The following is a 25,487-nucleotide window of genomic DNA, read 5'->3' on the forward strand; positions in this document are numbered from 1 at the left end:
GGTCAGTCCAGTAGCCCGATGGCGGCGCGCGTCCGGCGTACCGTCGCCTGAGCTCTTGCCCGGACCTTCGCCGCGCCCTCCGCCAGGACCTTCCGGACGTGGGCGGGATCGGCGGCGAGCTCCGCATGCCGCACGCGGATGGGCGCGAGCAGTGCCTCCACCGCATCGGTGACCTCGCGTTTCAGTACCCCGTAGCGGTGCGGGTCGGACGGCTCCCGCCCGGCGCACTCGGCCAGGATGTCGATCAGGTTGGTGACGCCCGGCTGGGCCTCGCGGTCCCGCCGGACCACCGCGAGCTCGTCGGTGACCGCGCGCGCGATGATGCGCCGCACCACGTCCGGCGGGTCGAGCAGCCCGATCTGCCCGTTCCCGGAGCTCTTGCCCATCTTGGCGGTCGGCTCGGCCAGATCCATCACCCGGGCGGCGGCCTCCGGACGTACGCCCTCGGGCACCGTGAACGTCTCCCCGTAGCGGCCGTTGAACCTGGTGGCGATCGTGCGGGCGAGCTCCAGGTGCTGGTTCTGGTCCTCGCCGACCGGAACCTGCCGGATGTCGTGCAGCAGGATGTCGGCGGCCATCAGCACCGGATAGGTGAGCAGGCTCAACCGGACGTGCCCGCCGCCGGCCGACTTCTCCTTGAACTGGATCATCCGGGCCGCCTCACCGAACCCGGTCGCGCATTCCAGCAGGTAGTGCAGCTCGGTGTGCTCGGGAACCTGCGACTGCACGACGATCGGGGTGCGCTCCGGATCCACTCCGGCGGCGAGCATGACCGTCGCCTGTTCGAGCGTGAGAGCGCGTACCCGATCGGGGTCGTGTTCGATGGTCAGGGCGTGCAGATCCGCGATCAGCGCGATCGAATCGGTGCTGTCCTGTGCGGCGATCAGGGGGCGCAGAGCGCCCAGCAGATTGCCGAGATGCAGATGGCCGGTGGGCTTGAAACCGGTCAGGCGGCGGGTGGTCGTCATGTCGATCTCCTTTTGCGGGTACGGGCGAACGCGCACCACCGGGAGACCGGAAACGAAGAACGGCCGCCCGATGAGGGCGGCCGCGAAGTGATTACGCGCGTGAGGTCAGCCGCCCGGTCAGGGCAGCCACCAGTTGTTGCTGAGAACGCGCATGAGATTCAGAGTAGCCCGCCCGTCGGAAGGGCCGCGCTCCCCTGCGGGCATGATTGTCGTCATGCCGACCCTGACCCGCTCCGAGGCCGTCGAACGAGCATCCCTCGTCGATGTCGAGGACTACCATGTCGACCTGGATCTGACCGGTTCCGGTGACACCTTCCGCGCTCGCACGCTGGTGCGGTTCCGCGCCCGGACCGGAGCCGCGACCTTCCTCGATTTCGATCCGGTCGAGGTCGTCTCGATGACGCTGAACGGCGCCGCCCTGCCGCCCGAGGCCTCGACCGGTGGCCGCCTGGAGCTGACCGGCCTGGCCGAGGCGAACGAGCTGGTCGTCGACGCCCACATGCGCTACTCGAACGACGGCGAGGGTCTGCACCGCTACACCGATCCGGCGGACGGACACACGTACCTCTACCAGCACCTGTTCATCAACAACGCGGGCCGGGTGCTGCCCAGTTTCGACCAGCCCGACATGAAGGCCGTCTTCCGGGTCAGCGTCACCGCGCCCGAGCAGTGGCTCGTCGCCACCAACGGCGCGCTCGTCTCGCGCGACGGCGGCCGGTGGGAGTTCGCGCCCACCAAGCGGATCTCGACGTACCTGGCCAGCATGATCGCCGGGCCGTACCACGTGGTCACCGCCGAGCACGACGGCATCCCACTGGCGCTGTACGCCCGCGCCGCGCTCGCCGAGCACCTGGACGCGCAGTCCGCCGAGCTGTTCGAGCTGACCCGGCAGTCGCTGGACCGGTTCCACGAGATGTTCCGCATCCGGTACCCCTTCGGGCACTACCAGCAGGCGTTCGCGCCCGAGTTCAACTTCGGCGCCATGGAGTATCCGGGCCTCGTCGTGTTCCGGGACGAGATGATCCCGCGCTCGGCGGTCACCGACAGCGACCGGGAGCGCCGGGCCAACGTCATCGCTCACGAGATGGCGCACATGTGGTTCGGCGACCTGGTCACCATGGCCTGGTGGGACGACCTGTGGCTGAACGAGTCGTTCGCTGAGTACCTGGGATCCCGGGTGACCGCCGAGGCCACCCGGTTCACCGACGCCTGGACCACGTTCGCGATGCAGCGCAAGGCGTGGGGCCTGCGTGCCGACCAGCGGCCGTCGACCCACCCGGTCGCACCGGCGCGCGTCGGTGACACCGAGGAGGCCCTCCTCAACTTCGACGGGATCTCGTACGCCAAGGGCGCCGCTGTCCTCAAGCAGCTCGTCGCCTGGCTCGGCGACGACGCGTTCCTGGCCGGGCTCAACGCGCACTTCGAGGCACACGCCTACGGCAACGCCACCCTGGCCGACCTGCTCGGCACGCTCTCCAAGGCGAGCGGCCGCGATCTGTCCGGCTGGGCCGAGCTGTGGCTGCGACAGGCCCAGGTCAACACGCTGCGCACCGAGGTCACCCGGGACGGCGCGAACTACGCCGAGGTGGCAGTGCTGCAGACCGCCCCGGCGGAGCACCCGACCCTGCGGCCGCACCGGATCGGCGTCGGCCTCTATGACCGGGCGGCGGACGGCAGCGTGGTGCTGCGGGAACGCCTCGACGTGGAGCTGGAGGCGGTCGGGCGTACGGTGCTGACCGAGCTCGCCGGGAAGCCGGCCGCGGACCTGCTGCTGTTGAACGACGGCGATCTGACGTACGCCAAGATCCGCCTCGATGACGACTCGGCCGCCGCCGTTCCGCTGCTGCTGCCCCGCCTGGACGACTCGCTGGCCCGTGCGGTGATCTGGGCGGCCACCCTGGACGCCGTGGTCGACGGCGAACGTCCGGTCGCCGAGCTGGTCACCCTCGTCCTGGCCGCCCTGCCGGTGGAGAGCGAGACAGCGGTCGTCGAGGACGTGCTGCGCGCCACCCGCGGTCTCGTCGACCGTTACGCCGGCCCGGAGTCCCGCCCGGCAGCGCTCGAGCTGCTCGCGCAGGCCGCCGACCGGCTGCTCGCCGCCGTCCCGCCGGGCGACTCGCGTCAGCTGGCCGCGGCCCGTGGCCTGATCGGCGCGACCATCGACACGGCCCGGCTGCGCGGCTGGCTGGCCGGCGAGAACGTGCCGGACGGCCTGGCCGTCGACGCCGACCTGCGCTGGCTGATCCTGTACCGGCTGGCCGTTCTCGGCGTCGCCGACGCGGCTGAGATCGACGCCGCGCGGGAACGCGACCGCAGCGCCTCCGGCGAGCAGTGGGCCGCCGTGTGCCACGCCGCCCGCCCGGACGCGGCGGCCAAGGAGGCGGCCTGGAACGCGATCGTCGGCGACGCGTCGCTCTCCAACCGTCTCGCCGAGCGGACCGCGAGCGGCTTCTGGCAGCCCGAGCAGCTGGCACTGCTGGAGCCGTACGTCGACCGGTACTTCGCCGAGATGCCGGACATGCTGCGGATCCGCAGCGGGATGAGCGCCGAGCACATCGCGTCAGTGGCGTACCCGTCGGTGGCCGTCTCGGAGCGGACCCGGCAGCTGGCCGCCGCCCTGATCGACACCCCCGGACTCAACCAGACGCTGCGTCGCGTGGTGCAGGACTCCGACGACGACATGCGCCGGGCGCTGGTCGCTCGCGGGTGACCGGATTCCCGGTCTCCACCCCCGTGACCTCGCGGTACTCGTAGCCTTGAGGCTACGGGGGTGGATGCGTGGAGTGGTCCGAGGAGCTGTCCGGCGGTCTGCTGCAGGCCGCACCGGACGCGATCCTGGTCCTGGCCGGGGGCCGGATCGTGCTGGCCAACGACCGGGCCGGGCAGATGTACGGCTGGCCCACCGACGAACTCGTCGGCCAGTCCGTCGAGGTCCTGCTCACCGACGAGTCCCGGGCCCTCTTCCCGGAACGGCAGCGCCTGGTCGAGGAGGGCGTGGCCGGGGCGGTCGGCCGGATCGTGACCACCACGCGCCGGCGGGACGGCACCGAGTTCCCGGTCGAGTCGTCCACCGCGCTCATCGACACCCCGCAGGGACGGCTCGCCGTCGCGGTGGTGCGGGACATCTCCGAGCGCCTGCGCGCCGAACAGGAGCAGGAACGGCTGCGCGCCGAGGCTCACACGCACCGCAGCCAGCGTCTGGAGAGCCTGGGACAGCTGGCCGGCGGCATCGCGCACGACTTCAACAACATGCTCGGCGTCATCCTCAACTACGCCAACTTCGTGATCGAGGAGGCGGAGTCGGACGAGCCGGACGCCGCGATGATCGCCTCGGACGCCCGGCAGGTGATCCGGGCCGGCAACCGCGGCACCGAACTCACCCATCAGCTGCTCGCCTTCGCCCGCCGCGAGGTGGTCCGCCCCCAGCCGGTCGACCTGAACGCGCTGATCACCAACGTCCAGGAGCTGCTGCGGCGAACCGTCGGCGAGCACATCGGCCTGATCTTCCGGCCCGGCCCGGATCTGCCGACGGTCACCTGCGACCCGAGCCAGATCGAGCAGATGCTGGTCAACCTGGCACTGAACGCCCGCGACGCGATGCCGTCCGGCGGCCAGCTGGTGATCGATACCGGACTGCTGGACACCCAGGTGCGGCTACGGGTCTGCGACTCCGGCCGGGGGATGACCGACGACGTGGCCGAGCGGGCCTTCGAGCCGTTCTACACCACCAAGGGCAGCGGCGAGGGCACCGGACTGGGCCTGGCGACCGTCTACGGCATCGTCACGCAGGCCGGTGGCGAGGTGACGCTGACCAGCGAGGTCGGGCTGGGTACCACGATCACCGTGCTGCTGCCGGCCGGCGTCGCGCCACCGCACACCGAGGCCGCCGACCGGCCCTCCGAGACCGGGGGGAACGGGGAGACACTGCTGGTCGCGGAGGACGAGGACGCGCTGCGGGACGTGGCCGGGCGGATCCTCACCGGCGCCGGATACCGGGTGCTGCTGGCCGACGGCGGCGCCCAGGCACTCGAGCTGGCCGCCCGGCACGACGGCGAGATCGACCTGCTGGTCAGTGACGTGGTGATGCCCGGGATGCTGGGCAAGGAGCTGGCCGAGCGGCTGGTCGTGGCCCGGCCCGGAACCCGGGTGCTGTACATGTCCGGGTACGCCCAGCCGGTCCTGGCCTCCCAGGGCACCCTCGAACCCGGTGTGGCGCTGCTGGAGAAGCCGTTCACCGCCGGTGACCTGCTCACTGCCGTTCGCCGCCGACTGGACGGCTGATCCCGGCGGTTATCCTTCTCGGATGTCCGCACGGCGCGTAGGGATCATGGGTGGCACCTTCGACCCCATCCACCACGGTCACCTGGTCGCCGCGAGCGAGGTCCAGGCACGGTTCGACCTGGACGAGGTCATGTTCGTGCCGACCGGCCAGCCGTACGAGAAGGGTCGCGTCTCGCCCGCCGAGGACCGCTACCTGATGACCGTCGTGGCGACCGCCTCGAACCCGCGCTTCCACGTCAGCCGCGCCGACATCGACCGGGACGGCCCCACCTACACCGTCGACACACTGCGTGACATGCGGGCCGTCTACGGGCAGTCGGCAGAGCTGTACTTCATCACCGGCGCCGACGCGCTGGCCCGGATCATGTCGTGGAGGGACGCGCTCACCATGCTCGGCCTGGCGCACTTCATCGGGGTCACCCGGCCGGGGTTCGAGCTGTCGAACGAGCATCTGCCGGCCGACAGCGTGACCCTGGTCGAGGTGCCGGCCATGGCCATCTCCTCCAGCGACTGCCGTAATCGGGTGGCAGCCGGTCTGCCGGTCTGGTACCTGGTACCGGACGGTGTTGTGCAGTACATCAACAAGCGGGGCCTGTATCGGGACTCGGGTATTGCCACGCCGGTGTGAGACGCTTGAAGTCCTGAAACCCGACCGAGGGGACTCCTTTTGCCCGTCACCGAACGCGCTCTCGAACTAGCCCTGACGGCCGCACAGGCCGCCGCGGACAAGAAGGCGCAGGACATCTCCGTCATCGACGTCGGCGACCAGATCTACATCACCGACGCCTTCGTCATCGCCTCCGGGGCGAACGAGCGCCAGGTGATCGCGATCGTCGACGCGATCGAGGAGGCGCTGCTCGACCTTCCGGAGAAGGCGAAGCCCGTGCGCCGCGAGGGCGAGCGTCAGGGCCGCTGGGTGCTGCTCGACTTCGTCGACATCGTGGTGCACGTCCAGCACGTCGAGGAGCGGGAGTTCTACGCCCTCGACCGGCTGTGGAAGGACTGCCCGATCATCCCGTTCGTGGACCGCGACCTGGCCGAAGCCGGCGCCGAGGCGCCGTGACCCGCCTGATCGTCTGGCGGCACGGCAACACCGACTGGAACGCGGGCGCCCGCGTGCAGGGGCAGACCGACGTGCCGCTCAACGAGCTCGGCCGCCGGCAGGCCGCCGACGCCGCCGAGCTGCTCGTCCGCCTTCGCCCGGCCGCGATCGTCGCCAGCGACCTGAGCCGGGCCGCCGACACCGCCGCCGCGCTCGCCGGCCGCACCGGGCTCCCGATCAGCACCGACGAGCGCCTCCGGGAACGCTTCTTCGGCGACTGGCAGGGCCTCACCATGACCGAGGTCGCCGAGACCCGCCCCGAGGAGCACGCCCGCTGGACAGCCGGCGAGGACGTCATCGGTGGCGGCGTGGAGACCCTCGACGACCTGGGTAAACGGGTCTCCGAGGCGCTTCTGGACGCCGCCCTGCTCGCCCCGCCCGGTGGCGTCGTGGTGGTCGCCACCCACGGTGCCGCGGCCCGGCAGGGCGTCGGTCACCTGCTCGGCTGGCCGCGCGAGCAGCTGCGGACCCTGCGGGCCCTGCAGAACTGTCACTGGGTGGAGCTCACCCATGACGAGGCCCGTGGCTGGCAGATGTCCGCGTACAACGTCGGAGTCTTCGCCGACCGTCCGGTTCCGCCGCCGGTCTGATGGAACCGTCCGCCCTCAGGGAACGTCTGAACACCATGCTGATCCGTAAGACCGTCGTCCCCGCCGCGCTGCTTCTGGCGCTCACCGCCGGTTGCGCGAACAACAACACCCCCATCCCCGCCGGTGACGCCCCTTCGCCGGTCCCGGCGCTGTCCATCGCGCCCGGCGAGACCGTCCTCACCGGCACCGTCACGGCCGGTGTCGAGCCGAAATGCCTGCTCCTCAAGGACGGCACCGGTGACCATCTGCTGATCGTCGAGGACGAGAAACTCAAGTCCTCGCTCGTGGTCGGCGCCGAGGTCACCGTGACCGGAAAGAGCGCCGAGGGCATGATGACCACCTGTATGCAGGGGAAGCCGTTCAAGGTCTCCTCGGTGGCAGCCAGCTGACACACATCTGAATCAAGTACCTTGCCTGCATGACCATCGCGGTCGTCACCGACTCCACCGCGTACCTGCCGGCCGAGCTGAACGGCACGTATGACCTGACCATCGTGCCGCTCACCGTCGTGATCAACGGTTGGGACGGCCTGGAGGGCATCGAGGTCTCGCCGGCCGAGGTGGCCCGCGCGCTCACCGCGCGCCGGGCCGCCGTCAGCACGTCGAGGCCCGCGCCCTCACAGTTCGTCTCCGAGTACCGCCGCCTGCTCGACGAGGGCGCCGACGGCGTCGTCTCGGTGCATCTGTCCGCCAAACTCTCCGGCACGTACGAGGCGGCGCAGCTGGCCGCGGCCGAGGTCGGCCCCCGGGTCCGGGTGGTCGACAGCGGGACCGCCGCGATGGGGCTCGGCTTTCCGGCGCTCGCCGCCGCCGCGTCCGCCCGCCAGGGCCACGACCTGGAGACGGTCACCCGCGCCGCGACCGAGCACGCGGCCCGCGTCACGACCCTCTTCTATGTCGACACGCTCGAGTTCCTGCGTCGCGGCGGCCGGATCGGCGCGGCGTCGGCACTCCTCGGCACGGCTCTGTCGGTCAAGCCGATCCTGCACGTCGAGGACGGCGCGGTCGTCGTCCGGGACAGGGTGCGCACGGCCGGGCGGGCCCTCACCCGGCTCGTCGATCTCGCGGTGGAGGCGGCCGGCGACGGGGAGGCCGACGTCGCGGTCCACCATCTGGGCACTCCGGATCGGGCGTCGGCGCTGGTCGAAGCCTTGAGCGAGCGGCTCGGCGATCGCCTGCGCGACTGTTACCTCACCGAGGTGGGTGCGGTGGTCGCCGCGCATACCGGGCCCGGCTTGGCGGGGGTCGTCGTCCATCAAAGACCCTGATGTCGTACGGGGTACGCGTTCCCGTCGCGGCCGTGGCGCGGGTGTGACCGCGGTGGGCGCTGCCGGTGACCACCGCATGAGCCCGGCGGCGGCGTCGAGGCCGGGAGTGGGCAGCCACGTCGCTTCGGAGCCCCGGTACTCCTCGTAGCCGTACGATAAAAGGCTCTTGAATCTCAGACCGGCCAGGCCTTGGCGAGCCAGCGTGCCGGGGAATGCGCCGTGGGTGTGAGGTGCGGGACCACCGCTGACCAGGGAAGAGTGCGGTCGCCGGCCCGGATCTCGTCGGCCTCGGGCAGGAGCGTGGGTGCGTTCTCGGGCCAGAGGGCGCGGGTCCGCCAGCCCTCCTCGGGGGAGCCCAGCAGTTCGATCGGAGCGGACTGCACGGATGGGTCCGGCGGCTGCTGAGAGTACTCGTGGACGGCCAGGAGACGCTCGGCCCGGCGGACCGTGTGGTACAGCGGATGATCGGGCCGGACCGTGTAGGGCACCGTGCAGCCGTTGTCGTCGCTGCGATAGGCCATCGGGGACAGCGGGTGCGGAGACATCACGAAGATCGCCTCGGCCTCGGCGAACAGGGCGGCCACGAGCGGGCTGTCGTCGGCGGTCACCAGGAGGGTCCCGCGCTCCGGAACGAAGGCCACCGGGACGCCTCCTACCTGCCCGGACAGCCGGGCCAGCCAGCCCTGCAGGAGCAGGTGCGAGGTCCAGTAGGAGTTGCCGTCGTCGACGAAGCGGACGATCACCGGACCGTTGGCCACGCCCTGCAGCACCGCACCGGTGAGGTTGGCCCTGGCGGTGTCGAAGATCCGGTCGGCGCCGACCTTCCAGTCAGCCGCCTGAGCCGGGGTCACATAGGTCATGGTGTCCGGTTGATCAATCACCGCAAACTCGGACAGGAAGGGCAGAACCGGGCGGTGCAGCGGTGCGCCCGGCGCGGCGCCGCGGAGCACCGGCCGTAGCAGGGGCGCGACCTCGGGCCAGCCGGGCGGCAGCCGCAGGAGGCCGGCGATCACCCGGTCGATCGCCTTCCGGCCGGACGGCAGCGCGGCCAGGCGAAGAATCGTGGGCTCGTCGTCGCCGGGAACGGTGAACCTGATCTCGAACGGTGCCGGGAGGTAGCGCGCGCCCCGGATGCCGGCCCGGCGCAGACACCGGACCACTCGCCCGGCCAGCCGGGCGCGGGCGATCCTACGCAGCAGGCCCACGGGAGTTCCTCTATCGCTGTCGGCGCGCCACGATCGCGCGAGCGTCGAGATCATCGTCGGTGGCGATGGTGGCCGTCAATCCGTTCTCATCGACGGCCCTCGTCGCCGCCGCGGTCTGTGCCTCGGTGATCTCGGAGATCAGCAGACCACCCGGAGCCAGCCAGCGTGCCGCCCCGGCGGCCACGGACCGGAACACCGCGAGACCGTCGTCACCACCGTCGAGCGCCGATCGTGGCTCGTGGTCACGGGCCTCGGCCGGCAGGAACGGGATGTGGCGGGTCGCCACGTAAGGGACGTTCGCCAGGAGCAGATCGATCCGGCCGCACAACTCGGCGGGCAGCGCGGCGAAGAGGTCACCGCGGTGCACCCGGCCATGGTCGGCCAGATTTTCCAGGGCGCAGGCCACCGCGACCGGATCCAGGTCGGCGGCGTGCAGCGTGATGCCCGGAACCCGCTGCCGGACGGCCAGGCCCAAGGCGCCGGAACCGCAGCAGAGGTCCACCACCACGGCGTCCGGGCGGAGTTCGGCGGCACCCAGCCGGACCAGTAACTCGCTGCGGACCCTTGGGACGAACACCCCGGGACGGAGGCGGATCCGTACGCCGCAGAAGTCGGCATAGCCGACGACCTGTTCCAGCGGCTCGCCCCCGGCGCGACGGCCGACCATCGCGGTGAGCGTGATGTCATCCCGCGCCGCCGCGATCAGGACATCGGCCTCGTCCTCGGCGAACACGCAGCCCGCGGCCCTCAGCTGGGCTATCGCCTGGCCTCGTGTCACCTGTCGCTCCCTGTCCACACTGGCGAGTTGTCCACAGGGCCGCGAGCGGGGAAGCGGGATGCTTCCTACGGTCGGGGCCGTGCGAGAGGCGAAGGATAGCGGTGACGTCGTCGGGGCGCGCCTGCGGGCCGTGCTCGATGGGAGCGCGACCACTCGGGCGGTCCCCGATGACGGGCCGCTGGACTGGGCGGACGTGATACCGGCGTGGTCGGCGGAGGAGGACGATGTCTCCCCTTTAGGGGACGTGGCCCGTTCGGGGCCCGGAGCGCCCGGCGGCGGTACACGGCGGTCTTCGGACGTTCGGGCGGGCTATCCCTGGGATACCGCTTCCGTGTCCGTCGCCTCGCCGGCCCTGTCGTCCGGCTCGCCGGGCCTGTCGTCCGGTTCCTCGCCCGGCCCTGATCTCAGCGGGGAGGGGGCTTTCGGGAGCTCGCGGCGTCAGTGGCTGCAGGCTTTCGATCCAGGACGGCCCGGCGTACGGGCGATGGCCGCGGTCGCGGTGGTCGTCGTGCTGGTCGCGGCGTTCCTGGCCTGGAAGTCCCGGCCGAGGGTCGACCCGATCCCGGCGGGGACCGTCTCGGTGGCGCCCAGCTCCGGGCCGGGACCGGGGCCGGCCACCGGTGCCGAGATCGTCGTCGCGGTCGGTGGCAAGGTGCGCAAGCCGGGACTCGTGCGCCTCGCTCCGGGAGCGCGTGTCGCCGACGCGCTGACCGCCGCCGGTGGGGCCGAGCCGGGTGTGGACGTGGCGATGCTCAACCTGGCCCGCAAGGTCGCCGACGGTGAGTTGATCATGGTGGGAGCCGCAGTGCCCTCCGGGCAGGTCGTCCCCGGCAGCCCCGGTGGTGCTACCGGCGGACTCGTCAACCTCAACACGGCCACCCTCGCCGAACTGGACGCTCTGCCCGGTGTGGGGCCGGTGCTCGCCCAGCGGATCCTGGACGCGCGGGATGCCCAGGGCGGCTTCCGCGGGGTCAGCGACCTGCGCAAGGTCGACGGGATCGGCGACGCTCGCTACGAGCAGCTCAAAGAGCTGGTGACCGTCTGATGGCGGCACCCGACCTGCGGCTCGCGGGGTTCACCATCGGGCTCTGGGCGGCGGCCCTGGCCGCGCTGCACCTCTCGACGGTCGCGGGTCTCGTAACCGGTGGGGTGGGGCTGGCCCTCGCGGCCGGGCTCCTGACGGCCGGCCGGCGGTGGGGTGGGGCGGCACGGTGGATCGGGGTGGCCGTCGCGCTCGGTGTCGGGTGCGGGGCGATCTCGACGGCGGCGCGGATCTCGGTGCGGGAGGCGCCGGCGCTGGCGGCGCTCGTCGACGCGGGGGAGACGGTGACGGTGGAGGCCGTGATCCGGGACGATCCGCGGCCCCTCACCCGGACGTTCGGGCCGCCGACCTACCTGGTCGCCGTCGACCTGGAGTCGGTCACCTCCGATGAGGCGGCACCGATCCGGCTCTCCGCGCGGGCGCTCGTGCTGGGATCGGATCCGGGTTGGCGCGGACTGCTGCCCGGCCAGCGGATCACCGCGTCCGGCCGGCTCATGCCGTCGCGGCCCGGCGACCTGCGCGCCGCCGTCCTCTCGGCGCGGAAACCACCCCGGCTGGACGGCCGGCCCTCCTGGCTGCAGCGTGGGGCGGGCGTGCTTCGCGCCGGTCTCCAGCGGGCCTGCGAGCCGCTGCCGGACGACTCCGGAGGACTGCTGCCGGGACTCGTGGTCGGCGACACGAGCCGGTTGGACCCTGCTCTGGAGGAGGACTTCCGTACAACCGGAATGACGCATTTAACAGCTGTTTCGGGGACGAATGTCGCGATCGTCCTGGGTGTCGTGCTGTTCGTGGTGCGGCGGGCACGGGCCGGACCGCTGCTCTGCGCCGTGCTCTGTGCGCTCGCCCTGGCCGGGTTCGTCATCCTGGCGCGGCCCTCGCCCAGCGTCATCCGGGCCGCGGCCATGGGCGCCGTCGGGCTGCTGGGCCTGGCCACCGGGCGGACCCGGGCCGCGGTGCCGGCGCTGGCGGCGGGCGCGGCCGTGCTCCTGATCGCCGATCCGGAGCTCGCGGCCGACCCCGGATTCGCCCTGTCCGTGCTGGCCACCGCCGGACTGCTACTGATCGCTCCGGTGTGGCGGGACGGGCTGCGCCGCCGCGGATGCCCGGCCGGGGTGGCGGAGGCGCTGGCCGTACCCGCGGCTGCCCAGGTCGCCTGCGGCCCGGTCGTCGCCGCCATCTCCGGCAGCGTCAGCCTCATCGCGGTGCCCGCCAACCTGGTAGCGGTACCGGCCATCGCACCGGCCACCCTGCTCGGCGTCGGATCGGCGGTGCTGTCCCCGATCTGGCCGTCCGGTGCCGAGTTCGCGGCCTGGATCGGGCACTGGCCCACCGAGTGGCTCGTCCTGGTGGCCCGCCTCGGCGCACGGGTGCCGGCCGGTGCGCTGCCCTGGCCGGGTGGTGCGGCGGGCGGGGTGCTGCTCGCCGCGCTCACGGTGGCCTTCCTGGTGGCGGCCCGGCGGGTGATCATCCGGCGGCTCGCCACCGTGGTCGCCCTCGGTGCGATCCTCGGCGCCCTGCCGGTGCGGCTGCTGGCGCCAGGCTGGCCGCCGCCCGGATGGCTCGTGGTGGCGTGCGCGGTCGGTCAGGGCGACGCCGTGGTGCTGGCCGCCGGTCCGGGTCAGGCCGTCGTCGTCGACGCCGGGCCCGAACCGGACCCGGTCGACCGCTGCCTGCGGCGGCTGGGCATCCGGCACGTCGCCGTCCTGGTCGTCAGCCACTTCCACGCCGACCACATCGGTGGTGTCGGCGGGGTCTTCCGCGGCCGGGAGGTGGGTGCGGTCATCGGGCCCGACTGGCCGGAACCCGCGGGCGGTCGGGCCGCTGTCGAAGAGGCCGCCGCGGCGGCCGGCGTCACCGTGCAGGCGGCCGGGCCGGGATGGACGGCCACCGCCGGTGACCTGCGACTGGAGGTCATCGGGCCGATCACGCCCATGCGCGGGACCAATTCGGACCCGAACAACAACTCCCTCATCCTGCGGGCCGGCGCCGCCGGGCGGACCGTCCTGATGCTCGGCGACGCGGAGACCGAGGAGCAGGAGGATCTCGTGGCCGGGCTGGGCGCCCAGGCGCTGCGGGCGGACGTGCTCAAGGTGGCCCATCACGGGAGTGCGCTGCAGGCCACGTCACTGCTGGACGCGGTGGATCCGGCGGTGGCGCTGGTCTCGGTGGGGCGTGACAACGACTACGGGCATCCGAACGCGATCCTGCTCGGGCGGATCGCCGAGGGTGGGGCACGCATCCTGCGTACCGACGAATCGGGAGACGTGGCGGCGGTGGTGGTGGACGGCGGCCTGGCCGTGGCCGCCCGTGGTGAGGAGGAGGCCGCTGGTTGACACGCCTCGACACGCCCGGGTGGGGTCCGATTTTGAACAGTATGGTGCTCTATAAGTGGCTTTTCGGTCAAATGGGATGCCGACAGTGTAAGGCCTGGGCAGGCGACTCTACGGCGACGCGGGCATGTCCGGTCGCCGATATGTCTGGTTTCGCGTTCGGTGATCGGTGGCCTGCGCTAACGAGTGAGGCTCACAGAACTGTCGCCCGCCCGTGCGACGATGTTGCACGTGAATGCCGCGCCACCCCCCTCGTTGCTGCTCGTCCAAGGCGATGAGGAGCTTCTCGCCGCCCGTGCCGTCGCCGAGGCGGTCGAGGCCGCGCGAGCCGCCGACCCGGGTGCGGACGTTCGGGAGTACGACGCGGGCTCCCTGGCCGCCGGTGAGGTCGCCGAGATGCTGAGCCCGTCGCTGTTCGGCGGCCGTCGCGCGCTGGTGATCCGAAGCGGTCAGGATGCGCGGAAAGACCTGATCGCGGCCCTGCTCGCCTACGCGAAGAGCCCCGACCCCGACGTCACCCTGATCGTCACCCACGTGGGCGGGGCCAAGGGCAAGGCCTTCGCCGACGGTCTCCGCGCCGCCGGCGCCACCGTCGTGCCGGTCATGAAGCTGAAGAAGGACTCCGAGCGGGTCGCGTTCGTCCGCAACGAGTTCCGCCGCAAGGGCGCCCGGTGCGACGACGCCGCCGCGGCCGCGCTGCTCCAGGCGGTCGGGACCGACCTCCGCGAGATCGCCGCGGCCTGCTCGCAGCTGCTCGCCGACACCGACGGCAAGATCACCGAAGCCGTGGTGGCACGCTACTACCGGGGCAGGGCCGAGGTGACCGGCTTCGCCGTCGCGGACGCCGCCATGGTCGGCGACCTGCCGGGAGCCCTCGAGGCCCTGCGCTGGGCGCTGCACGTCGGCGTCGACCCGGTGCCGATCGCGGACGCGCTGGCCGACGGTGTGCGTACCGTGGCGAGGGTCGCCTCCGCCGGGCGCGGAAACCCGTACCAGCTGGCCGGCACCCTCGGCATGCCCGCCTGGAAGATCGAGAAAGCACAGGGCCGCAGCCGCGGCTGGACCCCGGAAGGCCTGGTCGAAGCCATGCGCGCGGCCGCTGACTGCAACGCCGCCGTCAAGGGTGGCGCCGAGGACCGGGGCTTTGCCCTCGAGCAGACCGTCTTCGCGATCGCGGCCGCCCGCCGGGATGGAGGTGCCCGATGACCAGGACCGTCCGTGCCCGTCGCGCCGAGCGCCCGCACCAGCCGCTCTACGCCCGTGTGCTGCGCCTGCGCCACCTGGCGCCGAGCGGGCTGCTCTGCTTCGTCTTCCTGGAGGGCGCGGTGGTCCTCGGCATCCTGCTCGCCCTCGCCGAACTCGTCAGCTGGTGGGGCGTGATCGTGCTGCCGATCACCGTCGCGCTCATGGTCAAGTTCAACGACCTGGTCGCCGGGGCGCTCACGCCGCGGCCGGCGGCCGGTGCCGCCACGTCGGCCCGGGCGTCCGTGCTGCGGCCCGCCACGATGGGACAGCCCGCCGCCCCGGCCGCGCCGGTTTCGGCCGATCCGGGTGGCGCCTCCCGCTTCGACGGGCACGGCCCTGCCGTCGCGCCGTATTCGTCGTTCGCCAACCGTGCCGGTCACGGTGAGTGGTCCGCCGGCTATGCGCCCGTCGTCTCCCAGGAGTCCTCGGCCTTCGGCTACGGGTCCGCCATCCCGCCCGACGCTCCGGCGGTGGGCTATCCGGGGTCGTACTCGCGAGGGTTGTCCTCCACCGCGGCCGGGAGCCGCTCCCACGACGGTGACGCGGGTTACCCGGTGCGGTCGTCGGTGGAGCCCGTCGTCGAGGAGGCGCGTGGCAACAACGCGCCGGTCCGGCGGGCCTGGGCCGATCAGGACGTACGCCAGCAGATGGCGCGTCAGGCCGCATCGCGCCGCTACGAATAGGACGCACCCCCAGACTCAAGCAAGCCGGGTGTGGTGATCTGTGGCGCGTAGGTGGGCGCAGGTCACCACGTTCGGTCTGGCCGTGGGCGGTGTGGTGATCTGCGGCGCCTAGGTGGGCGCAGGTCACCACGTTCGGTCCGGCCGTGGGCGGTGTGGTGATCTGTGGCGCGTATGTGGGGCGCTGGGGGTTCTGAGAAATGGAACCGGGCACCGTCACTGACCCTGAGGTCGGACGGTGCCCGGTTGTTGTCCATGCCGCTCCACCGCGAAGGCGGACGCGAGTCACAGACCGCGTCAGTGCGGCCGTGACCTGATCCAGAACGAGCAGATCAGGCGGACAGCGAGGCGATCTTCTTGGCGATGGCCGACTTGCGGTTGGCCGCCTGGTTCTTGTGAATGACGCCCTTGCTGACGGCCTTGTCCAGCTGGCGCGAAGCGTCACGCAGCAGCGCGGTGGCCGACTCGGTGTTGCCCGAGTCACTCGCCTCGTGCAGCTTGCGGATCACGGTCTTCAGCGAAGACTTGACCGACTTGTTGCGCAGACGGGCCTTCTCGTTCTGCCGGTTGCGCTTGATCTGGGACTTGATGTTCGCCACGCGACAGCCTTGTCCTGACTAGTTCGGGAAAATGGTCTCAAACGAGTGGTCACCGCGCGGCCGTCTCACCCGGCCAGGCCGGTGCAGGAAACAACAGCGTGTCACCACACGCGAGGAATCAGACTACCAGCACGCCCGGGAGCCGCCAAAACGACTCCGGGGCTCAGCGGCGGAACCAGCTCCGCTTCTGCGGAGCGCCGTCCCAGCCACGGCGTTCGGCCAGCCACGCGAGCGCCTGCTCCCCGCTGAACCGCTGATGCTGCCGGCTGTGCGGCGACGCACTGCTCGGACCGTCTCCGGCCCGTACCAGCCAGTACCCGGCGAGCGCGGCCAGCGCACCGTCCACACCCTCCTCCGGCGCGCCCCAGGATCGCAGCACCGCGTCGGTGTCCAGGCCGCTGGCGTACGCACTGACCAGCAAGGTGACGGTGTCGTACCAGGGCGCCCCCAGGCACGGCCACGTCCAGTCGCAGAGCCACGCCCGCCCATCCCCGTCGATCAGCACGTTGTCGACGCGCAGATCCCCGTGGCACAGCCCGTCGCCGGCCGCCAGGCCCGGCAGGGTGCGCTCGAGTTCGGCCAGTTCGGAGAGACGGTGCGGGGCCACGGTCGTGCGAGCGGGCTCCGGCATCGGCTCCCGGCGCCGGGCGATCAGCGACCACCAGGACATCTCGTCGCGCAGGATCTCCGGGAGGGTGGGTACGCCGACCTCGAGGAGCCGCGGCGGCGGGTAGGCGAGCGCGGTCGCCGAGGCCGACCAGGTTCGCAGGACGGCGTCGAGGTCGGCCTGTGACCACGGCAACGGCGGAATGCGCCCGTCGATCGCGTCCAGGCAGAGCACGAACCATCCGGAGGCGGTCAGGGTCCATCGCGGGCGGGCGGCGGTCACCTCCCTGGGCAGCGCCTCGGTGACGGCGGCCTCACGGGCGTACCACTGCGAGACCGGGTCGTCGAGCGGTGCCGCCTTCACGAAGACGCGTTCGCCGCTCCCGGTCCCCAGCACGGCCGCGAAGGCCCGGGTGAACCCGCCACCAGCGCTTCGCGCGGTGGACACCGGCGATCCGAGACGTCCGGCGATCGCCTCACGGACAGTTTCCGGCAGGTCAGACCAATCCGGTCGTACGGCGGTCGCGTCGTACGGGACATCGGGCAGAGTGATCGGCCGCATGGGTGACATCCTGCCGCCCGCGGGAATGTCGTACCCCACTGGCAGGATCGCAGCATGCGAACCGACGATTTCTGGGCGGTCATCGACCGTGCCACCGCCGACCGGCCGGCCACACCCGCCGCCGTGGCCGAGCGTGCCGTCGCCGAGCTGGTCTCGCGCGATCCGGAGGAGATCGTCGCGTGGGGCCGCCACCTCGACAAGGTGATGGTCGCCTCGGGCACGGAGGATCTCTGGGCCGCGGCCTACCTGATCAACGGTGGCGTCGACGAGGCCGGCTTCGACGCCTTCCGTGGCTGGCTCATCGCACACGGCCGCAAAGCCGTGGCCTCGGTGGTGGCCTCACCGGATGTGCTGGCCACCGTGTCCTCCGTCAAGGCGGTGGCCGACACGGGCGCGACCTGCTCGGCGGAGGAGGTGCTCGGGATCGCCGGGCGCGCCTACGAGCAGGCCACCGGAGGGCCAATGCCGCCCGGCGAGTCCCTGAGGATCCGGCCGGAGGTGGCCGATCTGTGGGACTTCGACAACGAGGACGAGATGCGCCGCCGCCTGCCACGTCTGTCCGCGCTCTTCCTGGAGCCACCGGACTGACGCCTCCGCCCCGTTCCGGCCGCTGAAGACGGCCTCCCGGCCCGGCCTTCGCCTTTCGTCCCCGGCCCGGCCTGGCCCGTTCCGGGACGCCTTCGTCTTTCGGCCCGGCCTGGCCCGTTCCGGCACGTCTTCGCCTTTCGGCCCGGCCTGGCCCGTTCCGGCACGTCTTCGCCTTTCGTCCCGGCGCGGCCTTCGTCTTCCGTCCCCGGCCCGGGTCTCGGCCGGCGAAAGGCTCGGTGGGTGGAAAACGGGTCGAGACACCTGGTGGGTGTTGGCGAGACTCGTGACATGAGTGATGAGTCGGGGACGGTTGCCGCTGTCAGCCGCAATGAGGCCTACACGTTCACCAAGCCGAACCGGGACGAGATCGTCCTGGTGGCGGGTCTGGGAGTGGAGGGGGACGTCCATGCCGGTGTGACGGTGCGACATCGGGGGCGGGTGGCGGCCGACCCGTATCAGCCGAACCTCCGGCAGGTGCACCTGATCCACGCCGAGCTGTTCGAGGAGGTCGCGAGCAAGGGCTTCCATGTCCCCGCGGGCGGTCTCGGCGAGAACGTCACCACCCGCGGAATCAATCTCCTCGGCCTGCCGCGTGGCACGATCCTGCGCTTCGGCCGACAGCCGTCGAAGGCTTCCTCGCCCGGCTTGGCGGAGACCTCGGCGGCGGAGGCCGCCGTGACAGCGGGGGCCGTGACAGCGGGGGCTGTGACAGCGGGGGCTGTGACAGCGGGGGCTGTGACAGCGGGGGCTGTGACAGCGGGGGCCGTGACAGCGGGGGCCCTGACAGGGGAGGCCCTGACAGGGGTGTCCGTGCCGACGGGGCCGGCGGCGATGGGCGGCCCGGTCGGAGCAGTGCTGGCGGCGGCCGAGGCCGCGACGCTGGACGAGGCGACGGCTCGGGCCGCGGCTGCGGTGGCCGCCGCTGTCGAGCGGGACGCTGTCGCTGCCGGCATGGCGGAGGACCCTCGCCCGGCGGTGGTCGTGGCCGGTCTGCGGAATCCGTGTGCGCAGATCAACGGCTTCCGGGCCGGACTGCTCAAGGAGGTCCTGAGCCGCGACGAGGAGGGTCACCCGGTTCGCAAGGCGGGCGTGATGGGCGTCGTGCTGCGAGGTGGCCCGATCCGCCCGGGTGATCCGATCGCCGTCGAGTTGCCGCCCGGAGAGCACGGTCCGCTCGAGCGAGTGTAGGTTGCCGGCCCGGCGGCGAGTGGCGCGGTGAGAATCCCGCTCGGCGGAGGCGGGACAGGCAGGGCGATGGTGGTGACGGGGGTGCGCTGAAGGCCCGGCACGGTGGAGGTGGGAAGCGGTGGCGGAAGGCTGCTGCTGTGGTCGGAGGGGCCCGTGACGACGGTCGGCGGGGCGGTCGAACGGGTGTGATCGGAGCTGCCCTCACGGACGTGGGACGATAGGGAGCGCCGGCGGAGCTCGGCGGGCCCGGGCCGTACCAAGGCGGGGCGGGCAGAGCTCCGGATCGGCCGGACCGCGTCCGGAGTGCCCGCGCCGTGTGAACGGCCGGGTCCGGTGGACCCGGGACATGAGACTGACCGGGCCCCGGCCCGTGTTGGACCCGTACGACCGAGAAGACCAGCCCGAGAAGAACGGAAGACCGTGCCTGGACCGCTCGACCCCGGCGTGAACGTGATCGGATCGACCGATCCCAGCCGTATCCGCAACTTCTGCATCATCGCCCACATCGACCACGGCAAGTCGACGCTGGCCGACCGGATGCTGCAGATCACCGGGGTGGTCGACCCGCGCCAGATGCGCGCGCAGTACCTCGACCGGATGGACATCGAACGCGAGCGCGGCATCACCATCAAGTCGCAGGCCGTTCGTATGCCCTGGACCGTCCGCGAGGGCGACAAGCAGGGTGAGACCGCCGTTCTCAACATGATCGACACCCCAGGGCACGTCGACTTCACCTACGAGGTGTCGCGGAGCCTGGCGGCCTGTGAGGGCGCGGTTCTGCTGGTCGACGCCGCGCAGGGGATCGAGGCGCAGACTCTCGCCAACCTGTACCTGGCGATGGAGAACGATCTCCACATCATCCCGGTGCTCAACAAGATCGACCTGCCGGCGGCGCAGCCCGAGAAGTACGCCGAGGAGCTCGCCAAGCTGATCGGCTGCGAGCCGTCGGACGTGCTGCGGGTCTCCGGCAAGACCGGCGTCGGCGTGGGTCACCTGCTCGACGAGATCGTCCGGCAGTTCGTGGCGCCCGTCGGTGACGCGGCGGCTCCGGCGCGGGCGATGATCTTCGACTCGGTGTACGACGTGTATCGCGGCGTGGTCACGTACGTCCGTGTCATCGACGGCCGGATCGAGGCGCGTGACCGGATCAAGATGATGTCGACCGGCGCGGTGCACGAGCTGCTCGAGATCGGTGTCGTCTCGCCCGAGATGGAGAAGGCCAGGGCGCTCGGCGTCGGCGAGGTCGGTTACCTGATCACCGGTGTGAAGGACGTCCGCCAGTCGAAGGTCGGCGACACCGTCACCGGCAACAACCGGCCGGCGAAGGAAGCGCTCGGCGGCTACAAGGACCCGAAGCCGATGGTCTACTCGGGCCTCTACCCGATCGACGGCTCGGACTACCCGGCGCTGCGTGACGCGCTCGACAAGCTCAAGCTGAACGACGCGGCCCTGACCTACGAGCCGGAGACGTCGGCGGCGCTCGGCTTCGGGTTCCGCGTCGGCTACCTGGGCCTGCTGCACCTGGAGATCATCGGCGAGCGGCTGGAGCGCGAGTTCGGCCTGGACCTGATCTCCACCGCTCCGAACGTGGTCTATCAGGTCTTCACCGAGGACGGTAAGGACTCGATCGTCACCAACCCGAGCGAGTTCCCGACCGGCAAGATCGCTGAGATCCACGAGCCTGTGGTGAGGGCCACAGTGCTGGTGCCGAACGAGTACGTCGGCGCCGTCATGGAGCTGTGCCAGAGTCGCCGAGGCAGCCTGCTCGGCATGGAGTATCTGTCCTCCGAACGGGTGGAGCTGCGCTACACGCTTCCCCTCGCGGAGATCATCTTCGACTTCTTCGACCAGCTGAAGAGCAAGACCAAGGGGTACGCGTCACTCGACTACGAGCCCTCCGGCGAGCAGGTCGCCGACCTGGTGAAGGTGGACATCCTGCTGCACGGCGAGCCGGTGGACGCGTTCAGTGCGATCGTGCACAAGGACAAGGCGTACACCTATGGCACCACCATCGCCGCCAAGCTGCAGAAACTCATCCCGCGGCAGCAGTTCGAGGTGCCGATCCAGGCGGCCATCGGCAGCCGGATCATCGCCCGCGAGACGATCCGGGCGATCCGCAAGGACGTGCTCGCGAAGTGCTACGGCGGTGACATCAGCCGTAAGCGCAAGCTGCTCGAGAAGCAGAAGGAAGGCAAGAAGCGGATGAAGATGGTCGGCCGCGTGGAGGTGCCGCAGGAGGCCTTCATCGCTGCCCTCTCGACATCCGATAGCACTGACACCAAGGGGACGACAAAAAAATAGGGCGGTTTGATTCCTCGAGGGGTCGGGAACTCTGGGGCTCGACGGACGCAACCAACAAGCTCCACCCCCGAGGAGGACCCTAATGGAACTCACGCTTACCGGCATCATCGTCGCGCTGATCGTCGGTCTCGTCGTCGGTGCGCTGGGCCGGCTCGTGGTGCCGGGCAAGCAGCACATGCCGCTGTGGCTGACGCTGGTGGTCGGTGTCGTGGCCGCGCTGCTGGGCACTGTTCTCGCCCGTGCGCTCGGTGTCGCCACCACCGCCGGTTTCGACTGGATCGAGTTCTTCTTCCAGGTCGCCCTGGCCGCGATCGGTGTCGCGCTGGTTGCCGGTACCGGCAGCCGTCGCCGCCTGACCCGCTGACGCGCGGTCTGATCCAAAACGCCGAATGCCGGCCCCAATGGTGGGGCCGGCATTCGGCGTTTCCGGCTCGAGAACCGGTGGTGCGGGGACGAGCGGCGGGAAGCCCGCCGTCGGCAGAGAGAACGTTCGTTCTGTCGGTGGGTGCGTCGGTGCGGCGGTGGGAGCCACGCCGGCGGACAGATCGTTCTGTCGGTGGGTGCGCCGGTGCGGCGGTGGGAGCCACGCCGGCGGACAGATCGTTCTGTCGGTGGGTGCGTCGGCGCGGCGGTGGGAGCCACCCCGGCGGACAGAACGTTCGTTCTGGCAGGGGTTGCGCAGGGTCAGAAGCGGAACTTGTGCTGGGCACTGCGCCGGTTCACCCAGGCGGGCAGTTCGCCCTGGTGCTCGTGGTGCGGCGCGGGGTCGGTCACGTCACCGCGGCTGCCCACCGCTCGCAGGGTCACGACCAGACCCTGGACGAGCCGGTCCCGGCGCAGGTCCCGGTACACGATCTCGACCAGTGCCTGGGTGCCGTCCGGCCGGGACAGGGCGCAGTAGACCGTGCCGTCGCCCTCGGCGCGCAGCGCTTGTCGTACCGCCTCCTGATCGTCGGGGTGAATGAGGTCGTCGAAGACGGTGAGCGGGGGCAGCTCGGGGTCGCCGGTGAGCCGGTGCAGGCCTGGGCTGGCGTAGCGGATCCGGTGATCGGAGTCGATGACCGCCATGATCTGCGCCGTGTTCCCGGTCACAGCACGCAGGTAGAGATCGCTGTCACGCCGTCCGACCGCCTCGACCAGGGTGATCCGGTCCAGCGCGAGGGCGGTCTCGCCGGCCAGCACCTCGAGGGCGTCGCGGCCGGCGATCAGGGCCTCGCGGCGGCCGGTGATGACCAGGGCACCGCCGCTCGGCCGGGCGACGGCGAGCGGCTCGAGGCGCAGCGGGCAGATCAGGGTGCGTTCCTCAGGGTCGGCGGCGCTCATCCACCAGCTGTGCGTCCCGGATCCGGGCGGGGCCGGTGGCAGGCCTTCGCGGGAGAGGCGGCCGTCGTCAGTGGCGAGGATCACCTGGCGTACGGCCCCGCCCGGCAGCAGGCGGTGAACAGCGGCCCGGACCGCGTTCTCGACCTCGGACGTGTCGGCCGCGGCGACGAGCGCGGTGTTGGCGGCGCGCAGGCCGCGTTCCCTGGCGAGCGCCTGGCTGTGCTGCTGGAGCGAGTCGGCGAGCCGGGTGATGGTGAGCAGCAGGGTGATCGCACCGGTGACCGCGATGACCACGCCGTTCTGGACGGGGCCGGAGAGCGCCTCGATGATCAGCACGCACGGCGGAGTGGCGGCGGAGGCGGCCAGGAGCACGGTGTCGCGGAATCGCCACGGCGACAGCCGGGCCGGGCGCGGCTCGGTCAGCCGGGTCATCGACGGGTGCAGCGCGGACATGCCCCACGCCACGTAGAGCAGCACGTAGGCGGACTCGGCAACCGCGCTCCGGCCGGTCAGCGGGTAGAAGACGTCACCGGCCAGCATGCCCGCCGAGCCGACGGCCAGCAGGATCGCCGCGACGTTGCGGTGGTCGGCCGTGACCAGGCGCACGGCGACACCGATGAGCAGCAGGTCGCCGATGACGTCGGCGGGGGAGACGGTCTGGAAGCGGCCACCCGAGCCGATCACGAAGACCCAGACCACGAGCATGCCGGAGCAGGCGAACGCGACCAGGTCGATCAGCCGGGCGCGGTCGACCAGGACCGCTCCGCCGCGGGTGAACTGCAGCAGGCTGAGCGCGACGAGGACGAACATCAGCAGGTACGCGGAATCGGCGAAGGCCATCTCGTCGTACGCGTACCAGACGTCCCCGATGGCCAGGGTCGCGACCGCGCCGGCCAGGAGCAGCCAGGGCGAGCGCCGGCCGGGGTGGTGGCGGCGGACTCCATAGAGGATGGCGCCGACGCTTCCCGCTCCCAGCAGGATCCATTCGATCGCCCTCAGCACGACCTACTTAGTACCAGGGCGGTTGCGCACTGTCCATGTCGATGTATACGTAGCGCAATCCCCCGTACGGCAACCGAGACATTACGGGTAGTCACCGATAGTTCCGGAGGAATCTCAACGAAAGACCTCGGCGACCACCTGCGCCGGATCACCGGTGCGGCCGTCGGTTACCGGCTGCCACTTTCCCTCCGGCGCGTGCCACTCGAGGTCGCCGAAACGTACCCGTTCGAGACCGGTGGCCGAGGCGTGCGAAACCAGCCAGTGCGCGAACCGCCAGCCCACGCTCGGGTCGGTGACCTGGACGGTCAGCCCGGCCGTCTCGGCGCTGCGGGCGTTGCCGGAGAGCTTCTTGCCCCAGTCCAGCCGCAGGCTGCTCAGCAGGGCGGCGGCCGCCTCCGAGCCACGCATCGCCGGGGTGTCCGGCACGACGCACTCCACGGCGCCGGTGGCCCGCCCGGTCAGCGCCGCGGCCAGCACCTTCGACTCGTCGGCCCACTTCTCGTACGCCTCCGGGTAGGCCGACCGCTGCACCTTCTGTGCCGCGTCGGTGATCCGCATCTCCTGCCAGCCCTTGACCTTCTTCAGCGCTCCGTAGAACCGGCCCGCCGAATACCGCGGGTCCTTGATCTGCTCGACCGTGCCCCAGCCCTGGCTCGGCCGTTGCTGGAAGAGGCCGACCGAGTCGCGGTCGCCACTGTCCAGGTTCTCCAGCTTGGATTCCTGGAAGGCGGTGGCGAGCGCGACGACGATCGCCTGCTCGGGCATGCCCCGCCGGACACCGACCGCGGCGATGGTCGCCGCGTTGGCCATCTGGGCGGAGTCGAGGGTGACCTCGCCGTCAGCGCTCACCGTGCACTCGGGGTTGAGGCTGGGCAGCTTGATGGTGCCGGCCAGGTTATTGATCAGGACGACCACACCGGCCACGACGGCGACGCTGAGCAGAGCGACCACACCCACGATCTGCCTCGTGCGCACCTGCACCTCCTCTGCCGCCGGACGCCAAGCCTAGACAACGAGCGCTCGGGGCCCGGCGTCACTGTGACCGGGGCACCCGACCGGGGGCGGTCAGCGGATCCACTCGGGGTCGCGCTTCTCCCGGACCGCGGCCACGCCCTCACGGCCCTCGGCGGACTTGAAGTATCCGGCCGAGCGCTGCGCGAGGTCCGCGAGATCGGCACGGATCGTCTCGGCGCGCGTACGCCGGAGAAGTTGTTTGGTGCCGGCGAGGGCGAGCGGACCGCCGCGGACGAGTGAGGCGCAGTAGCGTTCCACCGCGTCGTCCAGGTCCTTCTCGTCAACGGCCGCGCTGACCAGGCCGATCTCGGCGGCCCGGGCCCCGTCGAAGACGTCGCCGGTCAGATAGAGCTCGGCGGCGGCCCGCGGCGCCAGCCGGGGCAGCACGGTGGAACTGATCACCGCGGGGATCACCCCCAGCCGTACCTCGGTGAAGGCGAAGGTGGCCGAGCGGACGCAGACCGCGATGTCGGCCGCGCCGATCAGGCCGAGACCACCGGCCCGGGCCGGACCGGCGATCCGGGCGATCACCGGCTTCGGGAACTCCCAGAGCACGGCCAGCACGTCGGCGAGCATCTCGGCGGGCAGCCGGTCGCCCGGGCCGGCCGCGGCGGTCTCCTTCAGGTCGACGCCGGAGGAGAACACCGGGCCCTCGTGGGTGAGGACCACCACACGGCTGTCCGGGTCGGCGGCCGAGGCGGCCAGCGCGTCCAGCATCCGCCCGAGCAGGGCGGTCGAGAGCGCGTTGCGGTTGGCGGGGTTGTCGATTGTCAGAGTGGTCACGCCGGCGGCGGTGACGGTACGGACCAGATCCAT

23 protein-coding genes are annotated in these 25,487 nt (G+C 71.4%); 15 read left to right on the forward strand and 8 right to left on the reverse strand.

Going from position 1 to position 25,487, the window contains the following annotated elements:
- Nucleotides 1-2: 2 nt before the first annotated feature.
- Nucleotides 3-968: a tryptophan--tRNA ligase gene (gene trpS / locus CLV67_RS07795; RefSeq protein WP_106316510.1), complete on the reverse strand. Its 966-nt coding sequence runs from the start codon at nucleotides 966-968 to the stop codon at nucleotides 3-5.
- A gap of 214 nt (nucleotides 969-1,182) precedes the next feature.
- Here trpS and pepN point away from each other — a divergent pair, with 214 nt between their 5' ends.
- From pepN to CLV67_RS07830, 7 genes are all read left to right on the forward strand, one after another.
- Complete coding sequence (gene pepN, locus CLV67_RS07800) at nucleotides 1,183-3,678, forward strand: aminopeptidase N (RefSeq protein WP_106316511.1); 2,496 nt, start codon at nucleotides 1,183-1,185, stop codon at nucleotides 3,676-3,678.
- 68 nt (nucleotides 3,679-3,746) lie between these two features.
- Nucleotides 3,747-5,249 carry a hybrid sensor histidine kinase/response regulator gene (locus tag CLV67_RS07805; protein WP_106316512.1) on the forward strand — a complete coding sequence of 501 codons (1,503 nt, stop codon included), beginning with the start codon at nucleotides 3,747-3,749 and terminating at the stop codon, nucleotides 5,247-5,249.
- 22 nt (nucleotides 5,250-5,271) lie between these two features.
- The gene (gene nadD, locus CLV67_RS07810; protein WP_106317084.1) at nucleotides 5,272-5,877 is read left to right on the forward strand and encodes a nicotinate-nucleotide adenylyltransferase; all 606 of its coding nucleotides are present in this window, start codon (nucleotides 5,272-5,274) and stop codon (nucleotides 5,875-5,877) included.
- 39 nt (nucleotides 5,878-5,916) lie between these two features.
- Nucleotides 5,917-6,312 (forward strand): ribosome silencing factor, encoded by a 396-nt coding sequence (gene rsfS / locus CLV67_RS07815; protein ID WP_106316513.1) that lies wholly within the window; start codon nucleotides 5,917-5,919, stop codon nucleotides 6,310-6,312.
- Nucleotides 6,309-6,941 (forward strand): histidine phosphatase family protein, encoded by a 633-nt coding sequence (locus CLV67_RS07820; protein ID WP_106316514.1) that lies wholly within the window; start codon nucleotides 6,309-6,311, stop codon nucleotides 6,939-6,941. Before rsfS ends, CLV67_RS07820 begins: the two co-directional genes overlap by 4 nt.
- Nucleotides 6,942-6,976: 35 nt before the next feature.
- Nucleotides 6,977-7,330: a hypothetical protein gene (locus tag CLV67_RS07825; RefSeq protein WP_106317085.1), complete on the forward strand. Its 354-nt coding sequence runs from the start codon at nucleotides 6,977-6,979 to the stop codon at nucleotides 7,328-7,330.
- 29 nt (nucleotides 7,331-7,359) lie between these two features.
- A complete protein-coding gene (locus tag CLV67_RS07830; protein WP_106316515.1) occupies nucleotides 7,360-8,208 on the forward strand; it encodes a DegV family protein in 849 nt (282 codons plus the stop codon).
- Between the two features lie 173 nt (nucleotides 8,209-8,381).
- Here the strand turns inward: CLV67_RS07830 and CLV67_RS07835 are convergent, their stop codons facing one another.
- Nucleotides 8,382-9,413: a DUF1444 domain-containing protein gene (locus CLV67_RS07835; RefSeq protein ID WP_106316516.1), complete on the reverse strand. Its 1,032-nt coding sequence runs from the start codon at nucleotides 9,411-9,413 to the stop codon at nucleotides 8,382-8,384.
- A gap of 10 nt (nucleotides 9,414-9,423) precedes the next feature.
- Nucleotides 9,424-10,191: a putative protein N(5)-glutamine methyltransferase gene (locus CLV67_RS07840; RefSeq protein ID WP_106316517.1), complete on the reverse strand. Its 768-nt coding sequence runs from the start codon at nucleotides 10,189-10,191 to the stop codon at nucleotides 9,424-9,426.
- Between the two features lie 193 nt (nucleotides 10,192-10,384).
- On the opposite strand from CLV67_RS07840, the gene CLV67_RS07845 reads away from it, so the two are divergent.
- The 4 genes from CLV67_RS07845 to CLV67_RS54700 all read left to right on the forward strand — a co-directional run bounded on the left by CLV67_RS07845 (nucleotide 10,385) and on the right by CLV67_RS54700 (nucleotide 15,491).
- On the forward strand, nucleotides 10,385-11,236 hold the full coding sequence (locus CLV67_RS07845) for a ComEA family DNA-binding protein (protein WP_373873143.1): 852 nt from the start codon (nucleotides 10,385-10,387) through the stop codon (nucleotides 11,234-11,236).
- Nucleotides 11,236-13,566 (forward strand): ComEC/Rec2 family competence protein, encoded by a 2,331-nt coding sequence (locus CLV67_RS07850; RefSeq protein WP_106316519.1) that lies wholly within the window; start codon nucleotides 11,236-11,238, stop codon nucleotides 13,564-13,566. Before CLV67_RS07845 ends, CLV67_RS07850 begins: the two co-directional genes overlap by 1 nt.
- A 219-nt stretch (nucleotides 13,567-13,785) precedes the next feature.
- The gene (holA, locus tag CLV67_RS07855; RefSeq protein WP_106317086.1) at nucleotides 13,786-14,769 is read left to right on the forward strand and encodes a DNA polymerase III subunit delta; all 984 of its coding nucleotides are present in this window, start codon (nucleotides 13,786-13,788) and stop codon (nucleotides 14,767-14,769) included.
- Nucleotides 14,766-15,491 carry a hypothetical protein gene (locus CLV67_RS54700; protein WP_373873142.1) on the forward strand — a complete coding sequence of 242 codons (726 nt, stop codon included), beginning with the start codon at nucleotides 14,766-14,768 and terminating at the stop codon, nucleotides 15,489-15,491. Before holA ends, CLV67_RS54700 begins: the two co-directional genes overlap by 4 nt.
- 329 nt (nucleotides 15,492-15,820) lie before the next feature.
- Here CLV67_RS54700 and rpsT read toward each other — a convergent pair whose 3' ends face one another.
- Together rpsT and CLV67_RS07870 are read right to left on the reverse strand one after the other, a co-directional pair.
- The gene (gene rpsT / locus CLV67_RS07865; protein ID WP_106316520.1) at nucleotides 15,821-16,087 is read right to left on the reverse strand and encodes a 30S ribosomal protein S20; all 267 of its coding nucleotides are present in this window, start codon (nucleotides 16,085-16,087) and stop codon (nucleotides 15,821-15,823) included.
- A 163-nt stretch (nucleotides 16,088-16,250) separates the two neighbouring features.
- Nucleotides 16,251-17,255, reverse strand: coding sequence for a phosphotransferase (locus CLV67_RS07870; RefSeq protein ID WP_106316521.1), 1,005 nt, complete (start codon nucleotides 17,253-17,255; stop codon nucleotides 16,251-16,253).
- Between the two features lie 54 nt (nucleotides 17,256-17,309).
- Between CLV67_RS07870 and CLV67_RS07875 the strand changes: the two genes are divergently transcribed.
- The 4 genes from CLV67_RS07875 (at nucleotide 17,310) to CLV67_RS07890 (ending at nucleotide 21,696) form a co-directional block, all read left to right on the forward strand.
- The gene (locus tag CLV67_RS07875; protein WP_106316522.1) at nucleotides 17,310-17,843 is read left to right on the forward strand and encodes a DUF4240 domain-containing protein; all 534 of its coding nucleotides are present in this window, start codon (nucleotides 17,310-17,312) and stop codon (nucleotides 17,841-17,843) included.
- 288 nt (nucleotides 17,844-18,131) lie between these two features.
- Nucleotides 18,132-19,031, forward strand: a complete 900-nt coding sequence (locus CLV67_RS07880) for an MOSC domain-containing protein (protein WP_106316523.1) — start codon at nucleotides 18,132-18,134, stop codon at nucleotides 19,029-19,031.
- 420 nt (nucleotides 19,032-19,451) lie between these two features.
- Nucleotides 19,452-21,332, forward strand: a complete 1,881-nt coding sequence (gene lepA / locus CLV67_RS07885) for a translation elongation factor 4 (RefSeq protein WP_106316524.1) — start codon at nucleotides 19,452-19,454, stop codon at nucleotides 21,330-21,332.
- A gap of 82 nt (nucleotides 21,333-21,414) precedes the next feature.
- Nucleotides 21,415-21,696 (forward strand): GlsB/YeaQ/YmgE family stress response membrane protein, encoded by a 282-nt coding sequence (locus CLV67_RS07890; RefSeq protein ID WP_106316525.1) that lies wholly within the window; start codon nucleotides 21,415-21,417, stop codon nucleotides 21,694-21,696.
- A 320-nt stretch (nucleotides 21,697-22,016) separates the two neighbouring features.
- Here CLV67_RS07890 and CLV67_RS07895 read toward each other — a convergent pair whose 3' ends face one another.
- The 3 genes from CLV67_RS07895 to CLV67_RS07905 form a co-directional block, all read right to left on the reverse strand.
- Complete coding sequence (locus CLV67_RS07895; protein ID WP_106316526.1) at nucleotides 22,017-23,657, reverse strand: PAS domain-containing protein; 1,641 nt, start codon at nucleotides 23,655-23,657, stop codon at nucleotides 22,017-22,019.
- 114 nt (nucleotides 23,658-23,771) lie between these two features.
- Nucleotides 23,772-24,638 (reverse strand): hypothetical protein, encoded by an 867-nt coding sequence (locus CLV67_RS07900; RefSeq protein ID WP_106316527.1) that lies wholly within the window; start codon nucleotides 24,636-24,638, stop codon nucleotides 23,772-23,774.
- An 84-nt stretch (nucleotides 24,639-24,722) separates the two neighbouring features.
- Nucleotides 24,723-25,487, reverse strand: a complete 765-nt coding sequence (locus CLV67_RS07905) for an enoyl-CoA hydratase-related protein (protein ID WP_106316528.1) — start codon at nucleotides 25,485-25,487, stop codon at nucleotides 24,723-24,725.

Source organism: Actinoplanes italicus, assembly GCF_003001815.1.
Classification (GTDB): Bacteria; Actinomycetota; Actinomycetes; order Mycobacteriales; family Micromonosporaceae; genus Actinoplanes; species Actinoplanes italicus.